The sequence below is a fragment of the Desulfoplanes sp. genome (assembly GCF_054921335.1).
Genome location: NZ_JBUDSQ010000013.1, coordinates 24602 through 45936, shown reverse-complemented (window position 1 = coordinate 45936; position 21335 = coordinate 24602). Strand labels below are relative to the sequence as shown.

Annotated in this window: 16 protein-coding genes and 2 tRNA genes; 6 read left to right on the top strand and 12 right to left on the bottom strand. The window is 56.0% G+C overall.

The features are described 5' to 3' along the window. Window positions 1-75: 75 nt before the first annotated feature. The 7 genes from ACY692_RS04670 to ACY692_RS04640 all read right to left on the bottom strand — a co-directional run bounded on the left by ACY692_RS04670 (window position 76) and on the right by ACY692_RS04640 (window position 10405). Window positions 76-597 (bottom strand): solute carrier family 23 protein, encoded by a 522-nt coding sequence (locus ACY692_RS04670; protein ID WP_462324180.1) that lies wholly within the window; start codon window positions 595-597, stop codon window positions 76-78. A gap of 50 nt (window positions 598-647) precedes the next feature. After that, window positions 648-1406 carry an ABC transporter ATP-binding protein gene (locus tag ACY692_RS04665; protein ID WP_462324179.1) on the bottom strand — a complete coding sequence of 253 codons (759 nt, stop codon included), beginning with the start codon at window positions 1404-1406 and terminating at the stop codon, window positions 648-650. Beyond that, window positions 1403-2473, bottom strand: a complete 1071-nt coding sequence (locus ACY692_RS04660) for a FecCD family ABC transporter permease (protein ID WP_462324178.1) — start codon at window positions 2471-2473, stop codon at window positions 1403-1405. Before ACY692_RS04660 ends, ACY692_RS04665 begins: the two co-directional genes overlap by 4 nt. A 111-nt stretch (window positions 2474-2584) precedes the next feature. After that, the gene (locus tag ACY692_RS04655) at window positions 2585-3697 is read right to left on the bottom strand and encodes an iron ABC transporter substrate-binding protein (protein ID WP_462324177.1); all 1113 of its coding nucleotides are present in this window, start codon (window positions 3695-3697) and stop codon (window positions 2585-2587) included. Between the two features lie 251 nt (window positions 3698-3948). Continuing rightward, window positions 3949-4362 (bottom strand): alternative ribosome rescue aminoacyl-tRNA hydrolase ArfB, encoded by a 414-nt coding sequence (gene arfB / locus ACY692_RS04650; RefSeq protein ID WP_462324176.1) that lies wholly within the window; start codon window positions 4360-4362, stop codon window positions 3949-3951. 132 nt (window positions 4363-4494) lie between these two features. Then, the gene (locus ACY692_RS04645; protein WP_462324175.1) at window positions 4495-8181 is read right to left on the bottom strand and encodes a hybrid sensor histidine kinase/response regulator; all 3687 of its coding nucleotides are present in this window, start codon (window positions 8179-8181) and stop codon (window positions 4495-4497) included. A gap of 268 nt (window positions 8182-8449) precedes the next feature. Next, the gene (locus ACY692_RS04640) at window positions 8450-10405 is read right to left on the bottom strand and encodes an ATP-binding protein (RefSeq protein ID WP_462324174.1); all 1956 of its coding nucleotides are present in this window, start codon (window positions 10403-10405) and stop codon (window positions 8450-8452) included. A 766-nt stretch (window positions 10406-11171) separates the two neighbouring features. Here ACY692_RS04640 and ACY692_RS04635 point away from each other — a divergent pair. From ACY692_RS04635 to ACY692_RS04620, 4 genes are all read left to right on the top strand, one after another. Further along, window positions 11172-11960 carry a DUF1538 family protein gene (locus tag ACY692_RS04635; RefSeq protein WP_462324173.1) on the top strand — a complete coding sequence of 263 codons (789 nt, stop codon included), beginning with the start codon at window positions 11172-11174 and terminating at the stop codon, window positions 11958-11960. A gap of 20 nt (window positions 11961-11980) precedes the next feature. Next, window positions 11981-12766, top strand: coding sequence for a DUF1538 domain-containing protein (locus ACY692_RS04630; protein WP_462324172.1), 786 nt, complete (start codon window positions 11981-11983; stop codon window positions 12764-12766). A gap of 11 nt (window positions 12767-12777) precedes the next feature. Further along, complete coding sequence (locus ACY692_RS04625) at window positions 12778-13122, top strand: P-II family nitrogen regulator (RefSeq protein WP_462324171.1); 345 nt, start codon at window positions 12778-12780, stop codon at window positions 13120-13122. 104 nt (window positions 13123-13226) lie between these two features. Next, a complete protein-coding gene (locus tag ACY692_RS04620) occupies window positions 13227-13739 on the top strand; it encodes a phosphate-starvation-inducible PsiE family protein (RefSeq protein WP_462324170.1) in 513 nt (170 codons plus the stop codon). A 222-nt stretch (window positions 13740-13961) separates the two neighbouring features. On the opposite strand, the gene ACY692_RS04615 is transcribed toward ACY692_RS04620, so the two are convergent. The 4 genes from ACY692_RS04615 to serS all read right to left on the bottom strand — a co-directional run bounded on the left by ACY692_RS04615 (window position 13962) and on the right by serS (window position 17386). Next, window positions 13962-14037 (bottom strand) — tRNA-Glu (locus ACY692_RS04615). Between the two features lie 7 nt (window positions 14038-14044). Next, window positions 14045-14120, bottom strand: a tRNA-Lys gene (locus ACY692_RS04610). 97 nt (window positions 14121-14217) lie between these two features. Continuing rightward, the gene (locus ACY692_RS04605; protein WP_462324169.1) at window positions 14218-16038 is read right to left on the bottom strand and encodes a DegV family protein; all 1821 of its coding nucleotides are present in this window, start codon (window positions 16036-16038) and stop codon (window positions 14218-14220) included. A 70-nt stretch (window positions 16039-16108) separates the two neighbouring features. Then, complete coding sequence (gene serS / locus ACY692_RS04600; RefSeq protein ID WP_462324168.1) at window positions 16109-17386, bottom strand: serine--tRNA ligase; 1278 nt, start codon at window positions 17384-17386, stop codon at window positions 16109-16111. 414 nt (window positions 17387-17800) lie between these two features. Here serS and groES point away from each other — a divergent pair, with 414 nt between their 5' ends. Both groES and groL read left to right on the top strand, forming a co-directional pair. Beyond that, complete coding sequence (gene groES / locus ACY692_RS04595; RefSeq protein WP_462324167.1) at window positions 17801-18091, top strand: co-chaperone GroES; 291 nt, start codon at window positions 17801-17803, stop codon at window positions 18089-18091. 97 nt (window positions 18092-18188) lie between these two features. Then, window positions 18189-19838, top strand: coding sequence for a chaperonin GroEL (groL, locus tag ACY692_RS04590; RefSeq protein ID WP_462324166.1), 1650 nt, complete (start codon window positions 18189-18191; stop codon window positions 19836-19838). 249 nt (window positions 19839-20087) lie between these two features. On the opposite strand, the gene ACY692_RS04585 is transcribed toward groL, so the two are convergent. Then, complete coding sequence (locus ACY692_RS04585) at window positions 20088-21194, bottom strand: NAD(P)H-dependent flavin oxidoreductase (RefSeq protein WP_462324165.1); 1107 nt, start codon at window positions 21192-21194, stop codon at window positions 20088-20090. Window positions 21195-21335 lie beyond the last annotated feature (141 nt).

Genomic DNA, 21335 nt, shown 5'->3' with positions numbered 1-21335 from the left:
CCATCGAAAAAATGGACTCATGTTTATGTCATGTGACCCATAGAGTCAACGATGCCTCTGGAAGAGGGACACTGGTCAATGCTCAGAGGAACTGAATAGGGGATAGAGCCAGTTGGGGAGGCCGGTATAAGGGTGGGGCACGATGTCCACACCCAGGCCGAGGATGGAGGAGATGCCGACCTCAAAGGTCTGTCTGGCGTCCATCATGCGGGACATGATGGTCTGTATGCCGGCCACGATCATGAAACTGACGGCAAAGATCAGGGTCGCGCCCATGACCGGTCTGGGCATGACGGCGGAGACCGTGCCCAGTTTGGGGAACCGGGCGAGCAGGCCGACCATCTGGCAGAGAGCATACCCTGCAGCCATGCCGATGACGATGCAGAAGCGTTTGGCCTTGTTCTTACTCCAGACGTTCAGGCCCACCATGGTTGCCAGGGTGAACAGGGCGACCGCTGTTTCCATAGGCTGCAGGGGCTGTCCCTGCTCGGTGATGCCAAAAGTGCTTGTCACGGAAAGTTCTACCACGGTGAGTCCGGCCATGGCCACAATGAGTCCTGTGACCTCGGCCGGGAACAGGGCCCGCATGCAGTGCATGTGGGCCCTGTCATTTGGAAGGGGGTACGATTTTGGAGTGGGAACGGGGTTCAGCAGGCCATGGGTACGACCGTCGGATACCCGTTGATGGAATGGATCTCCACGGGCAGCCCGTACACGGTCTCGATCATTTCGGACGAGATGTGTTCCACCCGGCCCACGTCATAGACCTTGCCGTCTTTCAAAAAGAGGTAGGCGTTGGCGAACCGGAGGGCCGTGTTCAGGTCATGCATGGTCATGACCCCGGCCATGCCGTGTTCCACGACCACGTGGTGGATCATGGACAGGATCTCGACCTGATTTCTGAGGTCCAGGGAGCTGGTGGGTTCGTCCAGAAGCAGGATGTCCGGTTCCTGGACCATGGCCCGGGCAATGGCCACTTTTTGCAGTTCGCCCCCGCTCATCCGGTCGATGTGGCGCAGGGCCATGTGTTCCATGTTCAACCGTTTCAGGGCCGCGTCCACAATGCTCAGATCCTTCTGGCCCACGCTCCAGCGGATGTAGGGCTTGCGGCCCATGAGCACGGCGTCGAACACGGTCATCCTGGAACTCTCGCATTGCTGGGCCACGTAGCCGATGGCCTTGGCGATTTCGTTGCCCCCAAGCTTGAGCACGTCCGTTCCCTTGACCAGGACCGAGCCCTGTGAGGGGGAGAGGATGGCGTCGATGCATTTGAGCAGGGTGGTCTTGCCCACGCCGTTGGGGCCGAGAATGGCCAGAAGTTCACCCGGCCTCAGGGTGAAGGAGATGTCGTCCAGGACCGGATGGGAATTGTAGGTGAAGGAAACCCCGCACACGTCGAGGATCATTTTTTGTACCCCCGGATGATCAGATACATGAAAAGGGGTGCTCCCATGAATGCGGTGAGCACGGAAACGGGCAGAACATGGGGAGCCAGGATGAGGCGTGCCACCGTGTCCGAGACAAGCAGGAGCAATGCCCCGAGCAGGATGGTCGCCGGGAGCAGGAAGCGGTGGTCCCCACCAAGGATGCGCCGGACCATGTGCGGGACGACCAGGCCGACAAACCCGATGATTCCCAGGTAGGCGATGATCACCGAGGTGACCAGGGAAGCGACGAGCATGCCCGTGACCCTGATCCGGTCCACCCGAACGCCGAGCCCTCGGGCCGTCTCGTCGCCCGCGTCGATGGCGTTGTAGTTCCAGCCGTTGGCCATGAAGTACAGGGAGGCCAGACCGGTCACCCCGGCGAGAATGGCCAGTTCATTCCAGGAGGCTCTGGCCGTGTCCCCGAAGGTCCAGAAGACCATGGCCGCAAGCTGCACGTCGTCGGCAAAGAATTGTAGGAACATGGTCCCGGCCGTGAACAATGCGCCCAGGGCCACGCCCGTCAGGATCATGGTTTCCGGAGTGGCTCCCCTGAGCCGGGAAACCATGATGATCATCCCCGTGGCCGCGAGACTGCACGCAAAAGCGGCCCCGGTGGTGAGATAGGGATTGGTGATGTTGATGGACCCGACCTGCGAGCTGCCCATGACGCCCGATCCCAGGAGCATCACGGAAAACGCGGCCCCAAAGGCTGCGGCATGGGAGATGCCCAGGGTAAACGGCGAACCCAGGGGGTTGCGAAGAATGGACTGCATGACCGCACCGGACACGGCCAGTCCCGCCCCCGCGACCATTGCCGCCAGGGCCTGGGGAAGACGGATCTGCCAGACAATGATGTCAAACCGCTTGGAGACGGACATGGATACGAGGCTTTTGGCCACATCGGCAATGGGCACGTGTGCCGCACCCATTGATATGGCCGTGAGCAAAGCGGCAGACAAGAGTACTGCCGTACCGGCGATAAGGATGGCTTTACGCCCGATGTACCGGGAGTATTCTGCGGGAATATGGCCGTCTTCGAGATGCATAAGGGCGGTTTTAGGCTGTAAGTTTTAGGTGTTAAGGTCTATCCCTCGCCACAGGCAATCAACCCCGTCAATCCGGTCAACCCGGTCAATAAGGTCAATCAGGCCCCCCATCTACTCCACCAAAATTTTTCTAAAAACCATCCCCTCAAACGCCTGATCCATCTTGTCGAACACGGGCTGCCCGACCAGGAAGGTGTATATACCATCGGCCTTGGCCTTGGGATCGATGTCCTTAAACCGGCCCGGGTACAGGGTTTTGCCGATGAACCAGGCATCGGCCAGGATGGACCCGCAGTTTTGGGAGTACCAGTTGTAGGGGAGCACGCCGTAGACCCTGCCCCCGCTGACAGCGGTCAAGGCCTGGTAGGCGGGATCGGTTCTGAGTTCGTCCAGTCCGCCGGACTGTTTCCCGAATTGCAGGGTACTCAGGTCCAGAAAGAGGACGTTCGGGTCCCATTCCAGAAGTTTTTCCTTGGCCACGTCGGAATGGCGTAACCCCTTTCCGGTCAGGCCCGTAGTGTAGGCCACGTTCCTGCGTCCCACAAAGCGGAACGGGGGATAATCGGGTTCCGTGGACTGGAACCCGTGCGGTCCCTTGTAGGCAACCCCGCCGATATACACGCTTTGGGGGTGTTTGCCCTGAGCCCCCTTGCACCGAGAACCGATTTCCTGGATGTTTTTTTCAAAAAAGTCGATTACTTTTTCAGCCCGGCCTGTTCTGCCGATGACCGTGCCCATGATCCGCAGGGAATTGTAGAAATCCTGGCGATAATCCCCTAGATCGCCGGAATCGAGCACGATCACGGGGATGCCGGTTTTTTGGGCCAGTTCGTCCGGGTTCGTGCCCATGGTGGCGAAGGTCTTGAAGATGACATCGGGCTGGGGGGAGAGGGTCAGGATACGCTCGGGGTTGTCGTGGCCCCGGAATTCTCCGAACGTGGGCAATTGCTTGAAATCGGGGTTGGCCAGGGCATAGGGGCGGGCCTCGAATCTGTTCCGTCGGGTTTCCATGTCGTCCACGCCCACAATCATTGATTGCCCCTGCAGATAGGTCAACAGACGCAAACACCCCGATCCCGAACAGATGACATGGTCGACGGTTGCAGGGATGGTCCGCGTGGTCCCGGTGGCATCGATGATGGTCCTGGCCGGGGAGGCGACGGCAGAGGGGCCCGACAGGGTGCACAGGAGCATTGTGAGCAATAGAGCCGCGGTGTAGCGCATGGAGTCTCCTTGGAAATGTCTGAAAATAAAAAAGATGGTTCGTAAATGATACACTATAAAAAATCGTAATACGCAGGTTGCCTATACGAAAGAATGTGGTGCGTCAAGGGGAGAGGAGGAGAAGAGAAGACGGGAGACAGGGAGACGAAACATGACATGACGGAAGACAGGAGACGGGAGGCGGGGGGCAGCGGTCACGGGCAGTCCCACGTCCGTGCATGGCCGTGACCGCTGCCCCCCAGACAGCAGAATCACTCTATCACCTTCCGCCGCAATGCCTTGGTTTGGCCGCGCTTGGTTTTTCTGTCCACGCGGCGTTTGCGGGCGTTTTTGGAGGGCTTGGTGGGTTTGCGTTTTTTGGGAACCACGGTCACGGACCGGATAAGATCCCGCAATCGGCCCAGACCGTCTTCCCGGTTTTTTTCCAGGGTTCTGTACTGTTGTGCCTTGATGACGATGACCCCTTCCCGGGTGATGCGGCTGTCACGGAGGGCTATGAGGCGTTCCTTGTACACATCGGGCAGGGACGAGGCCTGGATGTCGAAACGCAGATGCACGGCCGATGAGACCTTGTTCACGTTCTGTCCCCCGGCCCCTTGGGCGCGGATGGGAATGATCTCTATCTCGTTGTCGGGGATGGTGACGGTGTTGGATATGGGGAGCATGGAGGGGGGTAGGATTGGAGATTTACGTTTTAGGGGGCGGGAGACGGAAAAAAATATCCACTCTGCCTTTTGCCCCCAACAAACTACCACCTAAAACCTAAAACGTAAAACGTAAAACCTGTCCCTGCCCTCTCACCCCAAAACCGTCTCCAGGGTGTTGCGGAGTTCCTGCAGGGTATACGGCTTGATGGCCACTCCCCTGAAGCCGTAGTCCTGGAACCTGGCGATGATCGGGTCGTCCGCGTATCCGCTGGAAACGATACCCCTGGCATTTGGATCGATCTTCAGAAGTTCCTGCATGGTCTTTGCTCCGCCCATGCCGCCGGGGATGGTCAGGTCGAGGATGACCGCGTCGAACGGGGCTCCCGCATCCATGGCCTTGTGGTAGACCTCTAAGGCCTGGCGGCCGTCCGAGGTCACGGTGACCCTGTACCCCATGCTCTTGAGCAATGCGGTCAGGACTTCCTGGATCATGGTTTCGTCGTCCATGATGAGAATATGTTGGGTCCGTTTGTCTGACTGCTCCCGGACTTGGATATTTTTGGCAGGGCCCGGAGGTGTTGCGTGTCGGTCTGGTTCTTCCACGGCCGGGAGGTAGATGGAAAATTTGGCCCCATGTCCTGGTTCGGATTGGACAACGATCCCCCCCCCATGCTTGGAGACAATGGAGTAGACCGTGGCCAAACCCAATCCCGATCCGGTCTGGTGGGTGGTGAAATAGGGATCGAACACGCTGTCGATATGTCCGGGCGCGATGCCCGGACCGGTGTCCTGGAACACGATCTTGACATAGGTCCCAGCGGGTATGCCGGCCACGTCGTCCTCACCCACCCCTTCGTTGCCCATGGTTACATACAGGGAGCCCTGGCCATCCATGGCCTGTTTGGCGTTGATGGTCAGGTTGGAAAAGACCTGTTCGAGCTGGATCTTGTCCGCCTCCACGATCCAGAGTCCCTCTTCGGTTTCAAAGGAGGATTCCACTCCGCTCCCGGAAAGATCGAAAGTAACGGTGTCCCGGATCAGGCCGGCCACGGATAGTCGCTGTTTGACCGGGTTGCCCCCCTTGGAGAAGGTGAGCAACTTGTTGGTGATCCGGGTGGCCCGGTCCATTGATTGCTCGGCATTGCCCAGGAATTCCCTGGCGGGGTGTTCTTGGTCCAGGTGGGTCGAGGCCAGTTCGATATTTCCGTAGATGCCCATGAGAATGTTATTGAAGTCATGGGCCAGCCCCCCGGCCAGATTGCCCAGGCTTTCGAGCTTGTCCATTTTTTGCAGTTCTTTGCGCATGCGGTATTCTTGGGTGACGTCCCGAAAGACCAGTACCGCACCGGTTATTTGGCCCGAAATGTCCCGGATGGGGGCGGCGGAATCGGCGACCTGGTATTCGCTGCCGTCCTTGGCTATGAGTACAGTATTGTTGGCCAATCCGACGATTTTTCCCTGATCCATGGCCTTTGCGGCCGGATTCTCGCATTCCTCGCGGTCGGTGGCGCCGACAATGGAGAACACGGTCCGCAGGGGTAAACCATTGGCCTCCTGTCGGTCCCACCCCGTCAGGGACTCGGCCGCCGGGTTCATGGTCGTTACCCGTGCCTGGTCGTCTGTGGCGATGACCGCATCGCCGATGGAATGCAGGATCGTCCGCAGGTATTCCTGGCTCTGGCGCAGGGCGTCCTCGGCCCTTTTTCTGGCACTGATGTCCAGTGCGCTGAATGTGATCCCTTTGGAATAATCATCCAGGTCCAATGGGGTGAAACTCAGGATGACGTGCAGGACCGAGCCGTTTTTATGTATGAGCCGGGTCTCGACTGTTCCCATGCCCGAGTCCTTGATCAGGGCATATACTTCTGGTCCAAACCGGTCGAAATCTTCCTGGCTGGGATAGAGCATTCTGGTACTTCGCCCCACGAGCTCTTCTTCCGTGTACCCGAGCATCCCGTAGAGCCGCTTGTTGGCCCGGACGATGGTCCGGTTTTTTGTCAATCCGATCCCGACGGGAGCCGACCGGAAGATGCTCTGGATCTCGGCCCGGCTGGCCATGAGCTCGGACTCTGCCAGCTTTCGCTGCCGGAGGTCGATGTCGATGCAGTAGAGTTCGGGGTCGCGTCCTGCGCGGAAGACCACTGCGTGGCTCGAAAGTACGGTAATCGGTTCCCCGTGTTTGTTCTTGAGGGTCAGTTCCTGCGGAGGGGGCATTTGAGCGTCCCGGGCCCCCCTGGCAATGACTTCCCGTGCTTTTTCCTGCATGTACTCGGGAATGATCAGATCGACCAGATTGCTGCCGAGGGCCTCTTCCTGCGTGTACCCATAGATCGTTTCGCTGGCCTGGTTCCAGTAGTGGACCGTTCCGTCGGGGCCGTACCCCTGGACCGCGACCTCCGGGACGCTTTCAAGCAGCTGACTGAACCGCTGTTCACTCTCCCGCAGGGCCGTTTCGGCCCGACGTCGTTTGGCTTCCTCTTCCAGCCCGTGCAACGCGAACGCGATGTCCGCCCCGATCTCCTTGAACAGGTATTGCTCCTGGGTGTCATCCATCCGGTCCGGTAAGAGAGTGGCCGTGAGCACCCCATAGACGCGGTCCCTGTATGTTATCGGACAGGTGAAGCAGCCCGGCGAGGGGTCCATGGCCCCCTGGTCCCCGTGGCAGGGGCAGTCGTCGCAATTGTCCATATGTTTCCGGGTGACGACCAGGTCCTGACGCTCCAGTGCCTGGACCATGCTGGGGCACAGGGGATTGTTCTGAAAGTGCTCGCGTACCTGGGCGTCACTTGCATGGATGTTTGCCGCCCCATGGTCCACATACTCGCCCTTGGCGTCGAGCTGGAGGATGCACGCCGAAAGGTATCCCTTGGACCGGAGGAGCTGGTCGCAGGCGGAGCCGATCAGCTCGTGGGGGTCCTTGACCCGGTCGATGACCTTGTTCACCCCGTGCAACCCTTCGAGCACATCGTTGAGATGCATGGCCCTGTCCCTGAGTCGTCCTCTGCTCCGGAGCATGGGGCTCAATGCCGCCGCACCGCAGAGGGCCAGAAACATGAACGCGATGCGCATGAATAGATGGGGGCCGGGATTGAACAGGGCAATGTCCCAGAATGCCGCAAGTTCTCCATTGTCGAGCCAGAAGTGGAGAACGGCGTCCGCCATCCATAGCGTCAGACCGACGAGGATGGAACCGGCGTACAGGATGGATACCTCGTTCTGCGCGGATTTTTTTCGCAGGCCCAGCATGTTGCGTACCGGGGCGATGTTGAGCACGACATAGGAGGCCAGGAGAAGGATGTACCCGGTGACCGTGTGTTTGATGGCCACGGTCCGGACCCAGGCAAGGGAGACCCCGTTCCAGGTGATATCCGGTGCCCATGGGGGGGGATTGAGGGAGACCAGCCAGGTGAAAATGGTCAGAAAACCCAATTCGCTGACCACGCGGAAGGGGATCTCTACGACGAAGACGGATTGGTACCAGGGGTACCTGCCTCCGCTCTTCTCCCTGACCCCGGCCCACCAGCCATGCCAGACGATCCATAGGGTAAAGACGGGAACCGCATAGATAAATCCCCACCCATCCCCATGCCACAGCCACCACATGGACTGGCACCCTCCGGCCAGTGCGCTGAGCAGCCCGTACCGCCAGCCCCAGGCCAGTGCAATGGTCAGGGGGAAAAAAAGACCGATGAGAATATTTATCTTCAACCCGGCCGTATCCAGGAGCTGGATGTCGAGAAAGTTGGATAGAAAACCGGTGATTCCGAAGGCAATAGCAATGGATATACGGAAAAGTACCGTGCGGGGGGGAGTCTGTGGGGCGGGCAGGGGGGACATCGTGCGCTCCGGAAATTGAATGTATATGTTACTGCGATGACCACTACATACGCTATCGTGTTTTGTCATGTTTTTTTTAGGACCTACCAGTGGGTAGGCCAAAAATGTATGACATTTTTTTCGGAAAATGGGGAGGGACAGAAATGGCCCCTGCGGGGAGAGAGGGGTAAAAAAAAGATGGTTACAACGTGTATGCTGTAACCATCTGCTATGTTGCTGTTTTCGGGGTTGTGGTTGCAAAAAACTCCCCCCGGATATTTTTTACGGCCTACCCGTCCAGGACCTTCCGGACCCGTGTCAGAAGCTCAGACGCCGAGCAGGGTTTCTGGATGAAATCCGTTCCTTTGGCCAAGATGCCATTGTCTCCAGTGATATCTTTCGTGTATCCGGACATGAACAGGCATCTAAGACCAGGGTCCGAGGATAACAGCTCATCTGCTAGATCCCGGCCATTCATCCCGGGCATGACCACATCGGTCAACAGCAGGCTGATTTTTTTTCGGAAATTTTGGGCTATGTTGATGGCCTCGTTCGGGGTTGACGCCGTCAAGACCGTATAGCCGAAATTTTCCAGTACCGTTCGGACCATGCGCAAGATCCCGACCTCGTCCTCTACGACCAGAATGGTTTCGTCGCCCCTGGTTCCAAGACTATCGACAGATCCGGTCCGGGACGGCTCCGCGCATGTTCCATGACGGGGCCAATATATCCGAAAGGTCGTACCCTGGTCGGGCTCCGAGTAGACGTTGATGAATCCGTCATTCTGTTTGACGATGCCGTAGACTGTGGCCAGCCCGAGTCCCGTTCCTTGATCGACCTCCTTGGTGGTGAAGAACGGTTCGAATATTTTTTTCCGCGTTTCCGTATCTATACCGCATCCGTTATCGCTCACCGCCAGCATTACAAAATCCCCGGGCCGTATGTCCGGATTGTCCGCACAAGCGGATCCATCAAATGTAACATTGCATGTCTCGATGGTCAGGTTGCCCACATCCTCGATGGAGTCACGTGCATTGATCGTTAAATTGGCCAATACCTGATCAAGCTGGGTCGGGTCGATCTTGATCGGCCAGAGACCTGATCCCGGGCGCCAAGCCAGATTGATGTTCTCGCCGATAAGTCGGCGCAGCATCTTGAGCATCTGTTCTATGGTTCCGTTGATCGTCAAGACTTCAGGAGCAATGGTTTGTTTGCGGGCAAAGGCAAGCAACTGCCGGACAATATCGGTGGATCGACGAGTGGCGGTGAGGATTTCATTGAGGTTGGTATGCGCCGGATCGGTCGATGCCGTCTTCTGCATTGCGAGTTCGGTATTCCCCATGATCACCGCAAGCATATTGTTGAAATCGTGGGCCACCCCGCCGGCAAGGGTGCCGACAGCCTCCAGTTTTTGAGCGTGTTGGAGCCGATCCGAGAGTTTTCTTTTGGCCTGTTCATCCTCTTTACGCCGGGTCGTATCGGAGGTTACGACCGTTATATACTCCATACGGCCATTGGTATCAAAAACAGGGAGGAGATGGGAGTAGAGCCAGACACCATTGCCACGCGTATCGGTGGCCAACGCTTCCATCGTCAGAGGGGTGCCGGTATGTTTGACCTCTTTGAGCTTGTCGCTCATCTCGTTGCGGAACGCCAAGGGAAAGAACGCAAACGGATAGGGTTTTCCATAAACCTGGGCCGCATCGTCTATTTGCAGCATTTTGAATCCACTGGCAGACATATACCGCAGATTGGAATCGAGACCGACAATTTTATGGCATGCAGGCGAGTGATCCAACAATGCCTGGGTCTGTTGGGAAACACGCTGCAACGATGTGTGGGCTTCTTTTTTTTCAACGATCTCGCCAATCAGTCTGGCAAAGACGCTCAAAAGATTTTTGGCGGTATCGACAATGAATCTGGGGCGTGGCCTGTAGCTCCGCGCAAAGGCGTTGAGTTGTTCCGGATCAATCCGGAATGACCGGGCCAGGGCCTCTAGCTTGTCCGGGTCTCTGGGGGGTTCTCCGTATCCAATGTTGATAGCCCCAATGACATTTTGGCCGGCGTAAATCGGCTCCGCGTATAGCCGTATCCCTCCAACACATTCGATGTCCGTGCTTTTTCCCGACTCGATGGCCTTTTTCGCAGAGTCGTTCCAGCAGTTTTCATGGCAGAGCCATTTGCCGCATGACAACGCCTCCCGGTTATCATCCGTCCCGCACAGCTTACGGGACGCAAGGTCCATTGCCTGGCACCAGCCGGATGAGAAAAGCCCAAATGCATAATCCCCATTGGCTTCATATATGGCAACAGAAGTTTCCAGGGATTGGACAGCATGCGTTCCAATATCCTTGAGCGTTTCAATGCCTACTGAATCCAGTATTAAACGACAGGTGTTTAATTCTGTTACATTTCCATATGGGGGCACATACTCTGCTTGTACCTTTTCATAATCCGGACCTTTTTCGTCAAATATCCATCCATATCCATTGTACTTGTCGATACTTTTTTTTCGCACAATTTTTTTGTCCTATGTTCCGATAAGGTTGGTATTGAAGTTTTGTTGTAGGATGTATAAAAAAAGTAAATATTTATCGATATATATATATATATAATTTTTTTATCAATTTTATTTATTGTAGTACATAGATTTTCATTTATGTTGTAATCAATACTGCATATGGAATAGTTTTTTGTTTTTCTATGTAAATATATTGCACGGCAAAAAGATGGCAGTCAAGTATGTGCGGGGGAAAGATTTTTGTATGACAAAAAGAGTGGGGGGGCATGGATCGAGAAAAACGGATATGAGCAAAACCTTGCGCAATATGGCGTTTTGGTTGTAAGCGAGACATTCATGTTTTTTGAAGAACCCGCAGCGGCCCCTGTTGTTTGTCGGAAATAATCGCCGTCAATGGGTCCCCCGAGGGCAGGGTTCTTTGTTTGGCATAGCCATTGGTTTGGACCGGCTTGAGAACATGTGTTTGGGGATGGCCTGGTACGAGGACTCTTTGCCCACAGATCATTACACTATGGATAATAACGAGCAGTTTTCCCGGCTGAAAGCCACATTCAGGGCGATCAACCATAAATTGTACGCCTCATTCAAGGACCTGCTGCCTATCATTTTGGTCATTGGGTTCTTCCAGATAGTGGTCCTGCGACAACCCCTGCCCAACCTCGGGGAGGTCGTGTTCGGCGGCCTGTTGGTTGTCTTGGGGTTGACCCTTTTCATCGAGGGGCTGGACATGGGCTTGTTCCCCATTGGCGAAAACATGGCCCATGCCCTGGCGAGAAAGGGCAGCTTGTTCTGGCTGCTTGCCTTTGCCTTTGCTCTTGGCTTTTCCACGACCGTTGCGGAGCCCGCATTGATCGCCGTGTCTGCCGAGGCCGCGAACATAGCGGCCCAGGGCAATCTGATCGCGCCGGGCGAGGAATCCCTTACGAGCTACGCGCTGGGGCTGAGGCTGTCCGTGGCATTTTCCGTCGGGGCGGCCATCTTCATCGGCGTCCTGCGTATTCTCAAGGGCTGGCCCGTCCACTTTTTGATTATCGGCGGATATGTTTTGGTCATGTTGATGACTCTGATCGCCCCGGAAGAGATCGTGGGCATTGCCTATGATGCGGGCGGCGTGACCACCTCGACGGTCACCGTTCCCCTGGTGGCGGCTCTCGGCGTTGGCCTGGCTTCTATTATCAAGGGGCGGAGTCCCCTGGTTGACGGCTTTGGGCTCATCGCGTTTGCCTCTCTGTTGCCCATGATTTTTGTCATGGGATATGGTTTGCTCGTATTTGAATAAAAAAGACTATTGGACAGAACATGTTCCATTTTTTTACAGACTTCGGCCTGGTTCTGCTTGCAACGGTCCGGGACATCCTTCCGATTCTTGCTTTGATCGTCGGGTTCCAGCTTTTTGTCCTCCGTCAGCCCATTCCACAACTGCGGCGTCAGATCATCGGAGGAATCTATGTGGTTCTCGGACTCGCTCTTTTTTTGGTAGGATTGGAAAAGGCCCTGTTCCCTGTGGGCAAGATCATGGCCGCCCAGTTGTCTGATCCCCTGTTTCTTTCAAGTGGTGGGGACGTTGCTCCAACGGATTGGAGGGCGTATGGTTGGATCTACGTGTTCGCCGCCATGATCGGTTTTTCCACGACCATCGCGGAACCGTCCCTGCTTGCCGTGGCGCTCAAGGCGAATGAGGTTTCGGGGGGTGTCATCAGTCAGTGGGGGCTGCGCATTGTCGTGGCGATTGGAGTTGCCTTCGGTATATCACTGGGCGCCTATCGTATAGTTACCGGTACGCCCCTCTATATGTATATCATGGTCGGTTATCTGATCGTGGTATGCCAGACGTTCTTCACCCCGAAAAATATCATTGCCCTGGCGTATGATTCCGGCGGTGTGACCACGTCCACCGTGACCGTGCCCCTTGTCGCGTCACTTGGTTTGGGATTGTCCGAAGCCGTTCCGGGACGCAATCCCGCCCTGGATGGTTTCGGACTCATCGCCTTTGCAAGTCTGTTCCCCATCATTACGGTTATGGGGTATGCCCAGTACACGCACTGGGCCGCTACAAGATACAAGAAACGCCATGCCGGCCCTTAAGGAGACAAAACATGAAATTCAAGCTCGTTCTCGCCCTGCTCAAATCCCATAAAACCGACCCTGTTGTTGACGCGGCCAAGGCTGCCGGGGCTACGGGTGCAACCATTATCAGGGCCAGGGGAACCGGTGTGCGCGAGGCAAAGACCTTTTTCGGCCTGACACTCGAGGACCAGACCGACGTGGTCATGTTTTTGCTGGAAGAGCATTTGGTCAAACCGGTCCTCGCTGCCATCGAGAATGCGGGTGAATTCAAAAAACCCGGCACCGGAATCGCCTTCGTCCTTCCCATTGACGCGGTCCTCGGCCTTGAAAGCCAGTTGCAAAAATTCAAGGAGGCGATCCACTCCCGGGAATAGTGGTTGACCAGCCGGTCGCCCCTCCAGGAAAAAGATCTGTCCTCATGGACAGTTAGGGTGTTGATTTGTTCGTTTGCCTAACTTTTTTTCGATAGGTAGCCACAATGTTCTTCTTTGATCAAAAGGTCTGTAAGGAACCTCTTGAGGATCCACTCGTTCGACGGCTCTGGTCCCTTATCCGTCTCTCGGTAAAATTGCTGGCGATACTCATGACTCTGGTCATTGTCTGGGGGATCCTGGATGTGATGTGGGTTCTTTACCAGCGAATGATGACCCCCCCTGTTTTTTTGCTCAACATCAATGACATACTGGCAACGTTTGGCGCGTTCATGGCTGTGCTTATTGCCATCGAGATATTTGCCAATGTCGTCATCTACCTGGAATATCGGATGATTCATTTAAAACTCGTGATTTCTACAGCACTCATGGCTGCAGCTCGAAAAATAATCGTCCTTGATTTCAAGGTCCACGATTATCAGATCGTGTTTTCATTGGGAGTGATCATTGTCGCACTTGGAGTTTGCTACTGGCTCGTAGGACGCAATGAGTCGTATGGAGAGGCGGTGTTTGAAGGTGGTGTCCCCCATGACGGTGGATCAGACGATGATGTTGGTTGATGGGCAGGCCATTGCCACGGGGTATCCATGGACGCGTACCACAACCTTCGAGGCGCGTGGCCAGTTGGTGGAATACCGACCCGATGGCGACCGGCGCGGCCATGGATACATCAGCCCCGACCCCACCCGGCCAATGGGATGAAAACGGTGGCCGGAGGTTGGATATACGGTTGGAAACAAAAAAGGACGTACAGAATAAATTCTGTACGTCCTTGATTTTGTTGGCGTCCCCAGCGGGGTTTGAACCCGCGTTACCGGCGTGAGAGGCCGGCGTCCTAGACCACTAGACGATGGGGACAGTAAGTTGGTGGGCCGTGCAAGGCTCGAACTTGCGACTCTCTGCTTAAAAGGCAGATACTCTACCAACTGAGTTAACGGCCCGTGTTGCGAGAAACAGCTTCTATAGTTTCGTCCACTACCTGTCAAGGCAAAAACCGGGGAAAAATGAAATTTTTGCCCGGAAACCCTGGACAGATTTTCAGTCGCCGATGAACCCTATTCCTGCGGAGCCCGGACCGGCGTGGCTGGTCAGGGTGTAGGAGGCCTCGACAACGGGGACATCCTCGATCCCAAAGGTCTCTTTGATCCGTCCAACAAACCAGTCGGCCAGTTCGGGATTGTCCGCATGGGCCACGGTGAATCTGAGATTCTTTTTGCCCATGGCCGCTTTTTTGGTCTTTTCCCAGGTTTTTTTCCGCACACCGCGCCGGGAAAATCCAACCCCTCCAAGTTTGACCACTCCATCTTCCTTGAAGGTGATGATCGGGCGGAGCTGCATGAAGGAGGCGATCTTGCCCGCTGAATCGCTCAGTCTGCCGCCCCGGAGATGGTATTTGAGCGTGTCGAAGCAAAAGAAGGCCCTGGCCTTGCCGGCCGCTTCTTCGGCAATGCGTACGACCTCGGCCTGGTCCCTGCCCTGGGCTGCCGCCCTGGCCGCCTCAAGTACGACAAGACCCATGGCCATGGAATTACATGTGCTGTCCACGACGGAAACCCTGTCCTCGAATCCGGCGGCGATCCTGCGCGCCCCGTGGATGGTCCCGCTGTGGGCCGGAGGAAGGTGTATGGACACGCACGCGTCATAGTACTTGAGGAGGAAGGCATACATCCGTTTGAACTGCATCGGCGTGGGTTGGGATGTCCTGATCGGGGTCCCAAAGTCGCGCAGTCTGGTGTAGAATTCGTCCCGCCCAATGCCCAATTGGTCGAGGAATATTTCGTTGTCCCCGAAGACGAGGCTGTGGTGGATGGAATGGATGTTGTATTTCTCCCGTAACTTTGGAGGAATATCGCATCCGGTATCCGCCACGATGGCGATTTTGGCCCCGTCCGAGCGGTGGACGTCATGGTTTTGCTGTTCCATATCGTCGATCTTCTGCTCCCTGAATTCCCCTTCCTTGGCGACGATATTGAAAACCATGGCCGGATTGTTCGTATGGATATGCACCTTGGCCTTTGAGGTCGAGCCCGCAACGATCAGGGAGTCGCCGTGTTCCTGGAGGGCCGTCCTGAGCGTGGGCAGATCGATATTTTGGCCAACGACGAGACATTCCGTGCAGTATCTGAAACCGGAATGGGCATGGTCGTCAAAAAAATCTTCCCCGATCAACGGGGCGATATCCCTGTCGGCCTGGTCCTGGGCGTCCTTTCTTGAGGCGACCAGGTCCCCCTTTTCCATGAATGTGACAATCCCTTCGAGCATGTACACGAACCCTTGGGCACCCGCGTCGACCACCCCGGCTTTTTTCAGCGAGGCGAGCTGGTCCGGGGTCCGCTCGAGGGCCTGTTTGGCCCAGTCCAAAGAATCCCGGAGGAGTTCGTCGAAATCCGTGGTCTTCTGGCAGTTTTCGCGGACCCTGTCCGACCATTCCCGGATCACGGTCAGGATGGTTCCTTCCTTGGGGGAAGAGATGGCCTCCTGGGCCTTTTGGGCGGCAACGTGCACTGCGTGACCGAACCGTTCGGTGGTAACCTTGCGCTGGCCCTTGAGTCCTTCGGCCAATCCTTGAAAAAATTGGGCCAGGATGGCTCCGGAGTTGCCTTTGGCCCCCATGAGAGCGGAATCGGCGAGGCTGTCGCTGACCCGGTGCAGGGATTTGTCGATATTCTCTTTCGCCTGTTCGGCGATCCGTTTCATGGTCGCGGCCATATTGCTCCCCGTGTCCCCGTCGGGGACAGGAAAGACGTTGATGGCGTCGAGGTGTTTCTGCATGGCCACGACCCAGTCGGCTCCGGCCACGATGGCCCGTTGGAGCCTGATCCCGTTCACGTATTTGATTTTTCCGAGAGCTGCTTCCATCGTGTTTTGCTTGGTTCCGTCGTTTTTTGTCGGAGGGGGGGTATGGGGTGTTCCGTTGTCTGCCAATGGATTATCCTGGGTAGATGACATCCAGCCCGCCCATGTAGGGGCGCAGAATGTTCGGGACGACGACCGAGCCGTCTTCCTGTTGGTAGTTTTCGAGTATGGCCACCATGGTCCGGCCGACGGCCAGACCCGACCCGTTCAATGTATGGACCAGTCGGTTCTTCTTGTTCCCCTTGGCCTTGTAACGGATATTTGCCCTGCGGGCCTGGAAATCCTCGCAATTGGAACAGGATGAGATCTCCCGGTACCTGTTCTGGCCGGGGAGCCATACCTCTATATCATAGGTCTTGGCGGCGGAAAATCCGAGATCCCCGGTGCACAGGGTGACCACCCGGTAGTGGAGTCCGAGTTTTTGCAGGATGGCTTCGGCATGGCCGAGCAAAAGTTCGAGATCCCCGTAGGAGTGTTCGGGATGGGCGATCCTGACCATCTCGACCTTGTCGAATTGGTGCTGCCGGATGATCCCCTTGGTGTCCTTGCCATAGGACCCGGCTTCAGATCTGAAGCACGGCGTGAAGGCGGTCAGGGCCGTTGGGAGCTCCTCTTCTGTGAGGACTTCGTCCCGGAACAGATTGGTCAGGGGCACCTCTGCAGTGGGAATGAGATAGTAATCGCTATTTTCGAGTTTGAAAAGGTCTTCGGCAAATTTGGGAAGCTGTCCGGTCCCCAGTAGGGAATCCTTGTTGATGATCGCCGGGGGCATGACCTCGGTATACCCGTGTTCACCGGTATGCACGTCGATCATGAAGCTGGTCAGAGCCCGCTCCATGCGTGCGGCCCAGTCCTTGAGCACGACGAATCGGCTGCCGGTCAATTTGGCCGCCCGGGGGAAATCGAGTCCTCCCAGGGAGGTGCCGATCTCCCAGTGTTCTTTGGGGATAAATAAAAATCCGGGTTTTTCCCCCCAGATTTTTTCCTCACGGTTTTCTTCCTCGTCCCTGCCCACGGGAACGTCCTGGTGGGGGACATTTGGAATGGTCAGCAGAAAATCTTTTGTGGCGCTATCCACCTCCTTGAGTGCTCCGTCCAGTCTCTTGATTTTTCCCGAAAGACCGGAAAGTTCTTCCAGAAGGGGGGAGGCATCTTCCTTGTTCCGTTTTTTCTGGGCCACCTCTGCCGAAGCCTTGTTCCTGCGGCTTTTGAGTTCCTCGACTTCCTGGAGGATCCCGCGCCGCTTGGCATCGGTTTTGAGAAACTCGGCAAGGTCGAGACTCGAATGTCTTTTTTCAAGGGCTTCGCTGACCTGGTCAAAATGGGTCCGCATGAATTTTATATCGAGCATGGGGTCACTCCTGAAGGATTTCGCAGGGATCGGTGTTCCCTTGGTGTGCCGGATCGTGTTTTTTGTCTGACAATGACGGGGCATGGGTCTCGTATTCCCATGGTTCCTTTTCTGAAAACGTTTCTCCGTGCCCAAATATATTGGTTTTGTCAAAAAAAATTAAATTTTATCCGCTGGATTTTCTAAATAAGAAAAAGAGTAAATCGAAGCTTTTTAGAGAAAAAATTAGATAAATTTAGAAAAAAATGTATATTTTCCAAAAATGATTTATAGTAGGCTTTGAAGGGTATAAAAAAATCATATTCCGCCCTTGTAATTTCTTTTGCGATGCTTAGAATCCCGTCCTGTTAGCACTTCTTTCAGTCGAGTGCTAATCCATCCAGTTATCAATCAACTTATTTGGAGGTAGAACAGATGAAACTCAGACCGCTTCATGACCGTATCCTGGTAAAACGGGTAGAGGAAGAAGAAGTAACCAAGGGTGGCATCATCATCCCTGACAGTGCCAAGGAAAAACCCATCAAGGGTGAGGTCGTGGCCGCAGGTCCCGGCAAGACCGCCGACACCGGCGATACCGTACCCATGGGTGTCAAGGAAGGTGACCAGGTCATCTTCAACAAGTACGCCGGAACCGAGGTCAAGATCGAAAGCGAAGAGCTCTTGATCATGCGTGAAGACGATATCCTGGCGGTCATCGAGGCCTAGTTCGAAAAAAGGTCGGCGCCATGCCCTGGTACATCAGGGGCTGATCGCGAATGTTTCATGTTTTATCACTACGATCTCAACAAAGGAGACAGATACAATGGCTTCCAAGATTATCAAATTTGACGAAAAAGCCAGAGAGGCTTTGAAAAACGGTCTGGATCAGCTGGCCGATGCCGTAAAAGTTACCCTCGGACCCAAGGGCCGCAACGTGGTCATCGAGAAATCCTTTGGCGCACCGATCATCACCAAGGATGGCGTGACCGTGGCCAAGGAAATCGAGCTGGAAGACAAGTTCGAGAACATGGGCGCACAGCTGGTCAAGGAAGTCGCTTCCAAGACCTCCGACGTCGCTGGTGATGGTACCACTACCGCCACCATCCTCGCCCAGTCCATCTTCAAGGAAGGGGTCAAGCTGGTTGCCGCCGGCCGTAATCCCATGTCCATCAAACGCGGTATCGACAAGGCCGTTGAAAATGTCGTGGCCGAACTGGACAAGGTAGCCAAGCCCACCCGTGACCCCAAGGAAATTGCCCAGGTCGGTACCATTTCCGCGAACAACGACGCGACCATCGGTAACATCATTGCCGAGGCCATGGACAAGGTCGGCAAGGAAGGGGTCATCACCGTGGAAGAGGCCAAGGGCTTCGACACCACCCTGGACGTTGTCGAGGGGATGCAGTTTGACCGTGGCTACCTCTCTCCCTACTTCGTGACCAATCCGGACAAGATGGTTTGCGAAATGGAAGAGCCCCTGATCCTGATCAACGAGAAGAAGATCTCCAGCATGAAGGAACTCCTGCCCGTTCTGGAACAGGTCGCCAAGATGAGCAAGCCCCTGGTGATCATCGGTGAAGACATCGAGGGCGAGGCCCTGGCCACCCTGGTCGTGAACAAGCTGCGCGGTACCCTGAATGTCGTGGCCATCAAGGCCCCCGGCTTCGGTGAAAGAAGAAAGGCTATGCTCCAGGATATCGCCATTCTTACCGGCGGTCAGGTCGTCTCCGAAGACCTGGGCCTGAAGCTCGAAAATATCACCCCCAACGATCTCGGCAGCGCCAAGCGCGTGGTCATCGACAAGGAGACCTCCACCGTCGTCGACGGTGCCGGTCAGGCCGAAGACATCAAGGCCCGCGTCAAGCAGATCCGCAACGAGATCGAAGAGACCACCTCGGACTACGACCGTGAAAAGCTCCAGGAACGCCTGGCCAAGATCGTCGGCGGTGTTGCCGTGATCAATGTCGGCGCAGCCACGGAGACCGAGATGAAGGAAAAGAAGGCCCGTGTGGAAGACGCCCTGAACGCAACCCGCGCCGCCGTTGAAGAGGGCATTGTCCCCGGTGGTGGTGTGGCCCTGGTCCGTAGCCAGGCCGTGCTCGACAGCGTCAAGGCAGCTGACGATGATGAAACCGCCGGTGTCGAAGTTGTCGGCCGCGCCCTGGAAGCCCCTATCCGTCAGATCTGCACCAACGCCGGTTATGAAGGCGCAGTCATCGTCGAGAGTGTCCGCCGTGGCAAGGATGACTTCGGCTTCAACGCTGCCAATGGCGAATTCGAAGATCTGGTCAAGGTCGGTGTTATCGATCCCAAGAAGGTTACCAGAACGGCTCTGCAGAACGCCGCTTCCGTGGCCTCCTTGCTCCTGACCACAGAGGCCGCCATTGCCGAGAAACCCGAAGAGAAGAGCGACATGCCTCCGATGCCTGCAGGCGGCATGGGCGGTATGGGCGGCATGGGCGGCATGATGTAGGTCCGCCCCTCCGTTTACAGCTGTTACGAAAAAGGCCGGTCCCTCAAAGGGGCCGGCCTTTTTCGTTGTGCTGTTCCTTGAAACCCCCGTGGACCGCGTAGAAGGATGCAGCCGGTCATTGGGACAGGGGGTGTTCTTGGTGGTTGGAGGCCATCCCCGGTGTGATCCGGGATATTGCGAGATTTCTGATGGATCCTGGAGATCCCGGCGGTTGCGTCGGAATGACCTGGAGAGGCGCGGGGGGCTCGGTCAGGATGCCGTGGCCACCAGTTCTGGGGCGCGCGCAACGGCTTCCTGGAATTCACGCTTCAGATTCTCGAACAGTTCATGCACGGATATGATCCCCTTGACCCGGGGGGCATTGGATCCGGCGAAGGCGAATCCGTGTTTGAGCAGACCCTTTTTGGCATTCACCAGGGCCATGGCGATGCAGTAGGGGCTCTTGGTGTGATCGCAGGTTTTGATGCAGTGGAAGGGACATTTGAAGGGCTTGCGCATGCCGTTTTTCACGTCTTCCAGGAAGGCGTTTCTAATGGCACGCCCGGGCATACCCACCGGGCTCTTGATGATCTCGAGATCATCTTCACCCGCATCGACCATGGCCTGCTTGAAGGCATGGTCGGCATCGCACTCGTCCGTGGCCACGAATCTCGTTCCCATCTGCACGCCCGAGGCTCCCAGGTTGAGGAATTTGAGGATGTCCCCGCCATCGTACACGCCACCGGCCGCAATGACCGGGATCTGTTTTTCCGGAGTATTGAAGGGGGCCACGGCCCTGACGACATCCGGGACCGACCTCTCCAGGCTGTAGGCCGGGTCGTCGATTTCTTCGGGTTTGTATCCCAGGTGTCCACCCGCCTTGGGGCCCTCGACAACGAAACCGTCGGGCAGGTATTTGAACCTGGAAAGCCATTTTTTGCAGATGATCTTGGCCGCACGGCCTGAAGAAACAATGGGGACCAGCTTGGTCCGGGCACCTTCGGGGATATATTTGGGCAGATCCAGGGGAAGCCCGGCCCCGGAAAAGATGATATCCGCCTTTTCCTTGACCGCAGTGGTGACCATGTCGTTGAAATTGTTCAACGCGACCATGATATTCACCCCGATGATCCCGGATGTCTTTTCACGGGCCTTGCGGATTTCTCTGGAAAGGGCCCGTATGTTGGCCTGGCGGTAATTGGACCCGATATCCTTCTCGCACATACCGATCATTGCTGCGGCAATGACGCCGATGCCCCCTTCCTTGGCAACGGCCGAGGAGAGCCCGGACAGGGAGACCCCGACGCCCATACCCCCCTGGATGACAGGGAGTTTTGCGATCAGGTCGCCGATCTTGAGTTCTGGAAATAGTGACATGTGGTGACTCCTTTGCCGGCGGTACAATATGCCGGCATTTTTGAGTGTCCACTCAAATTTTTGGCATGTATACCGAGGGGTTTTCTTGGTGCTTGCTGCGGTGTATTGAGTGGACGTTTAATCAGTAGAATAAATCTGTGT

Bases quoted from the DNA above. Each gene is read 5' to 3' on its own strand.
- serS (WP_462324168.1), bottom strand. From the start codon at position 17,386: ATGCTCGATATAAAATTCATGCGGACCCATTTTGACCAGGTCAGCGAA.
- ACY692_RS04630 (WP_462324172.1), top strand. From the start codon at position 11,981: ATGTTCCATTTTTTTACAGACTTCGGCCTGGTTCTGCTTGCAACGGTC.
- ACY692_RS04605 (WP_462324169.1), bottom strand. From the start codon at position 16,038: ATGGAAGCAGCTCTCGGAAAAATCAAATACGTGAACGGGATCAGGCTC.
- ACY692_RS04640 (WP_462324174.1), bottom strand. From the start codon at position 10,405: ATGGACCTTGCGTCCCGTAAGCTGTGCGGGACGGATGATAACCGGGAG.
- ACY692_RS04585 (WP_462324165.1), bottom strand. From the start codon at position 21,194: ATGTCACTATTTCCAGAACTCAAGATCGGCGACCTGATCGCAAAACTC.
- ACY692_RS04620 (WP_462324170.1), top strand. From the start codon at position 13,227: ATGTTCTTCTTTGATCAAAAGGTCTGTAAGGAACCTCTTGAGGATCCA.
- ACY692_RS04670 (WP_462324180.1), bottom strand. From the start codon at position 597: ATGCACTGCATGCGGGCCCTGTTCCCGGCCGAGGTCACAGGACTCATT.
- ACY692_RS04665 (WP_462324179.1), bottom strand. From the start codon at position 1,406: ATGATCCTCGACGTGTGCGGGGTTTCCTTCACCTACAATTCCCATCCG.
- ACY692_RS04655 (WP_462324177.1), bottom strand. From the start codon at position 3,697: ATGCGCTACACCGCGGCTCTATTGCTCACAATGCTCCTGTGCACCCTG.
- ACY692_RS04645 (WP_462324175.1), bottom strand. From the start codon at position 8,181: ATGTCCCCCCTGCCCGCCCCACAGACTCCCCCCCGCACGGTACTTTTC.
- groL (WP_462324166.1), top strand. From the start codon at position 18,189: ATGGCTTCCAAGATTATCAAATTTGACGAAAAAGCCAGAGAGGCTTTG.
- groES (WP_462324167.1), top strand. From the start codon at position 17,801: ATGAAACTCAGACCGCTTCATGACCGTATCCTGGTAAAACGGGTAGAG.
- ACY692_RS04625 (WP_462324171.1), top strand. From the start codon at position 12,778: ATGAAATTCAAGCTCGTTCTCGCCCTGCTCAAATCCCATAAAACCGAC.
- ACY692_RS04660 (WP_462324178.1), bottom strand. From the start codon at position 2,473: ATGCATCTCGAAGACGGCCATATTCCCGCAGAATACTCCCGGTACATC.
- arfB (WP_462324176.1), bottom strand. From the start codon at position 4,362: ATGCTCCCCATATCCAACACCGTCACCATCCCCGACAACGAGATAGAG.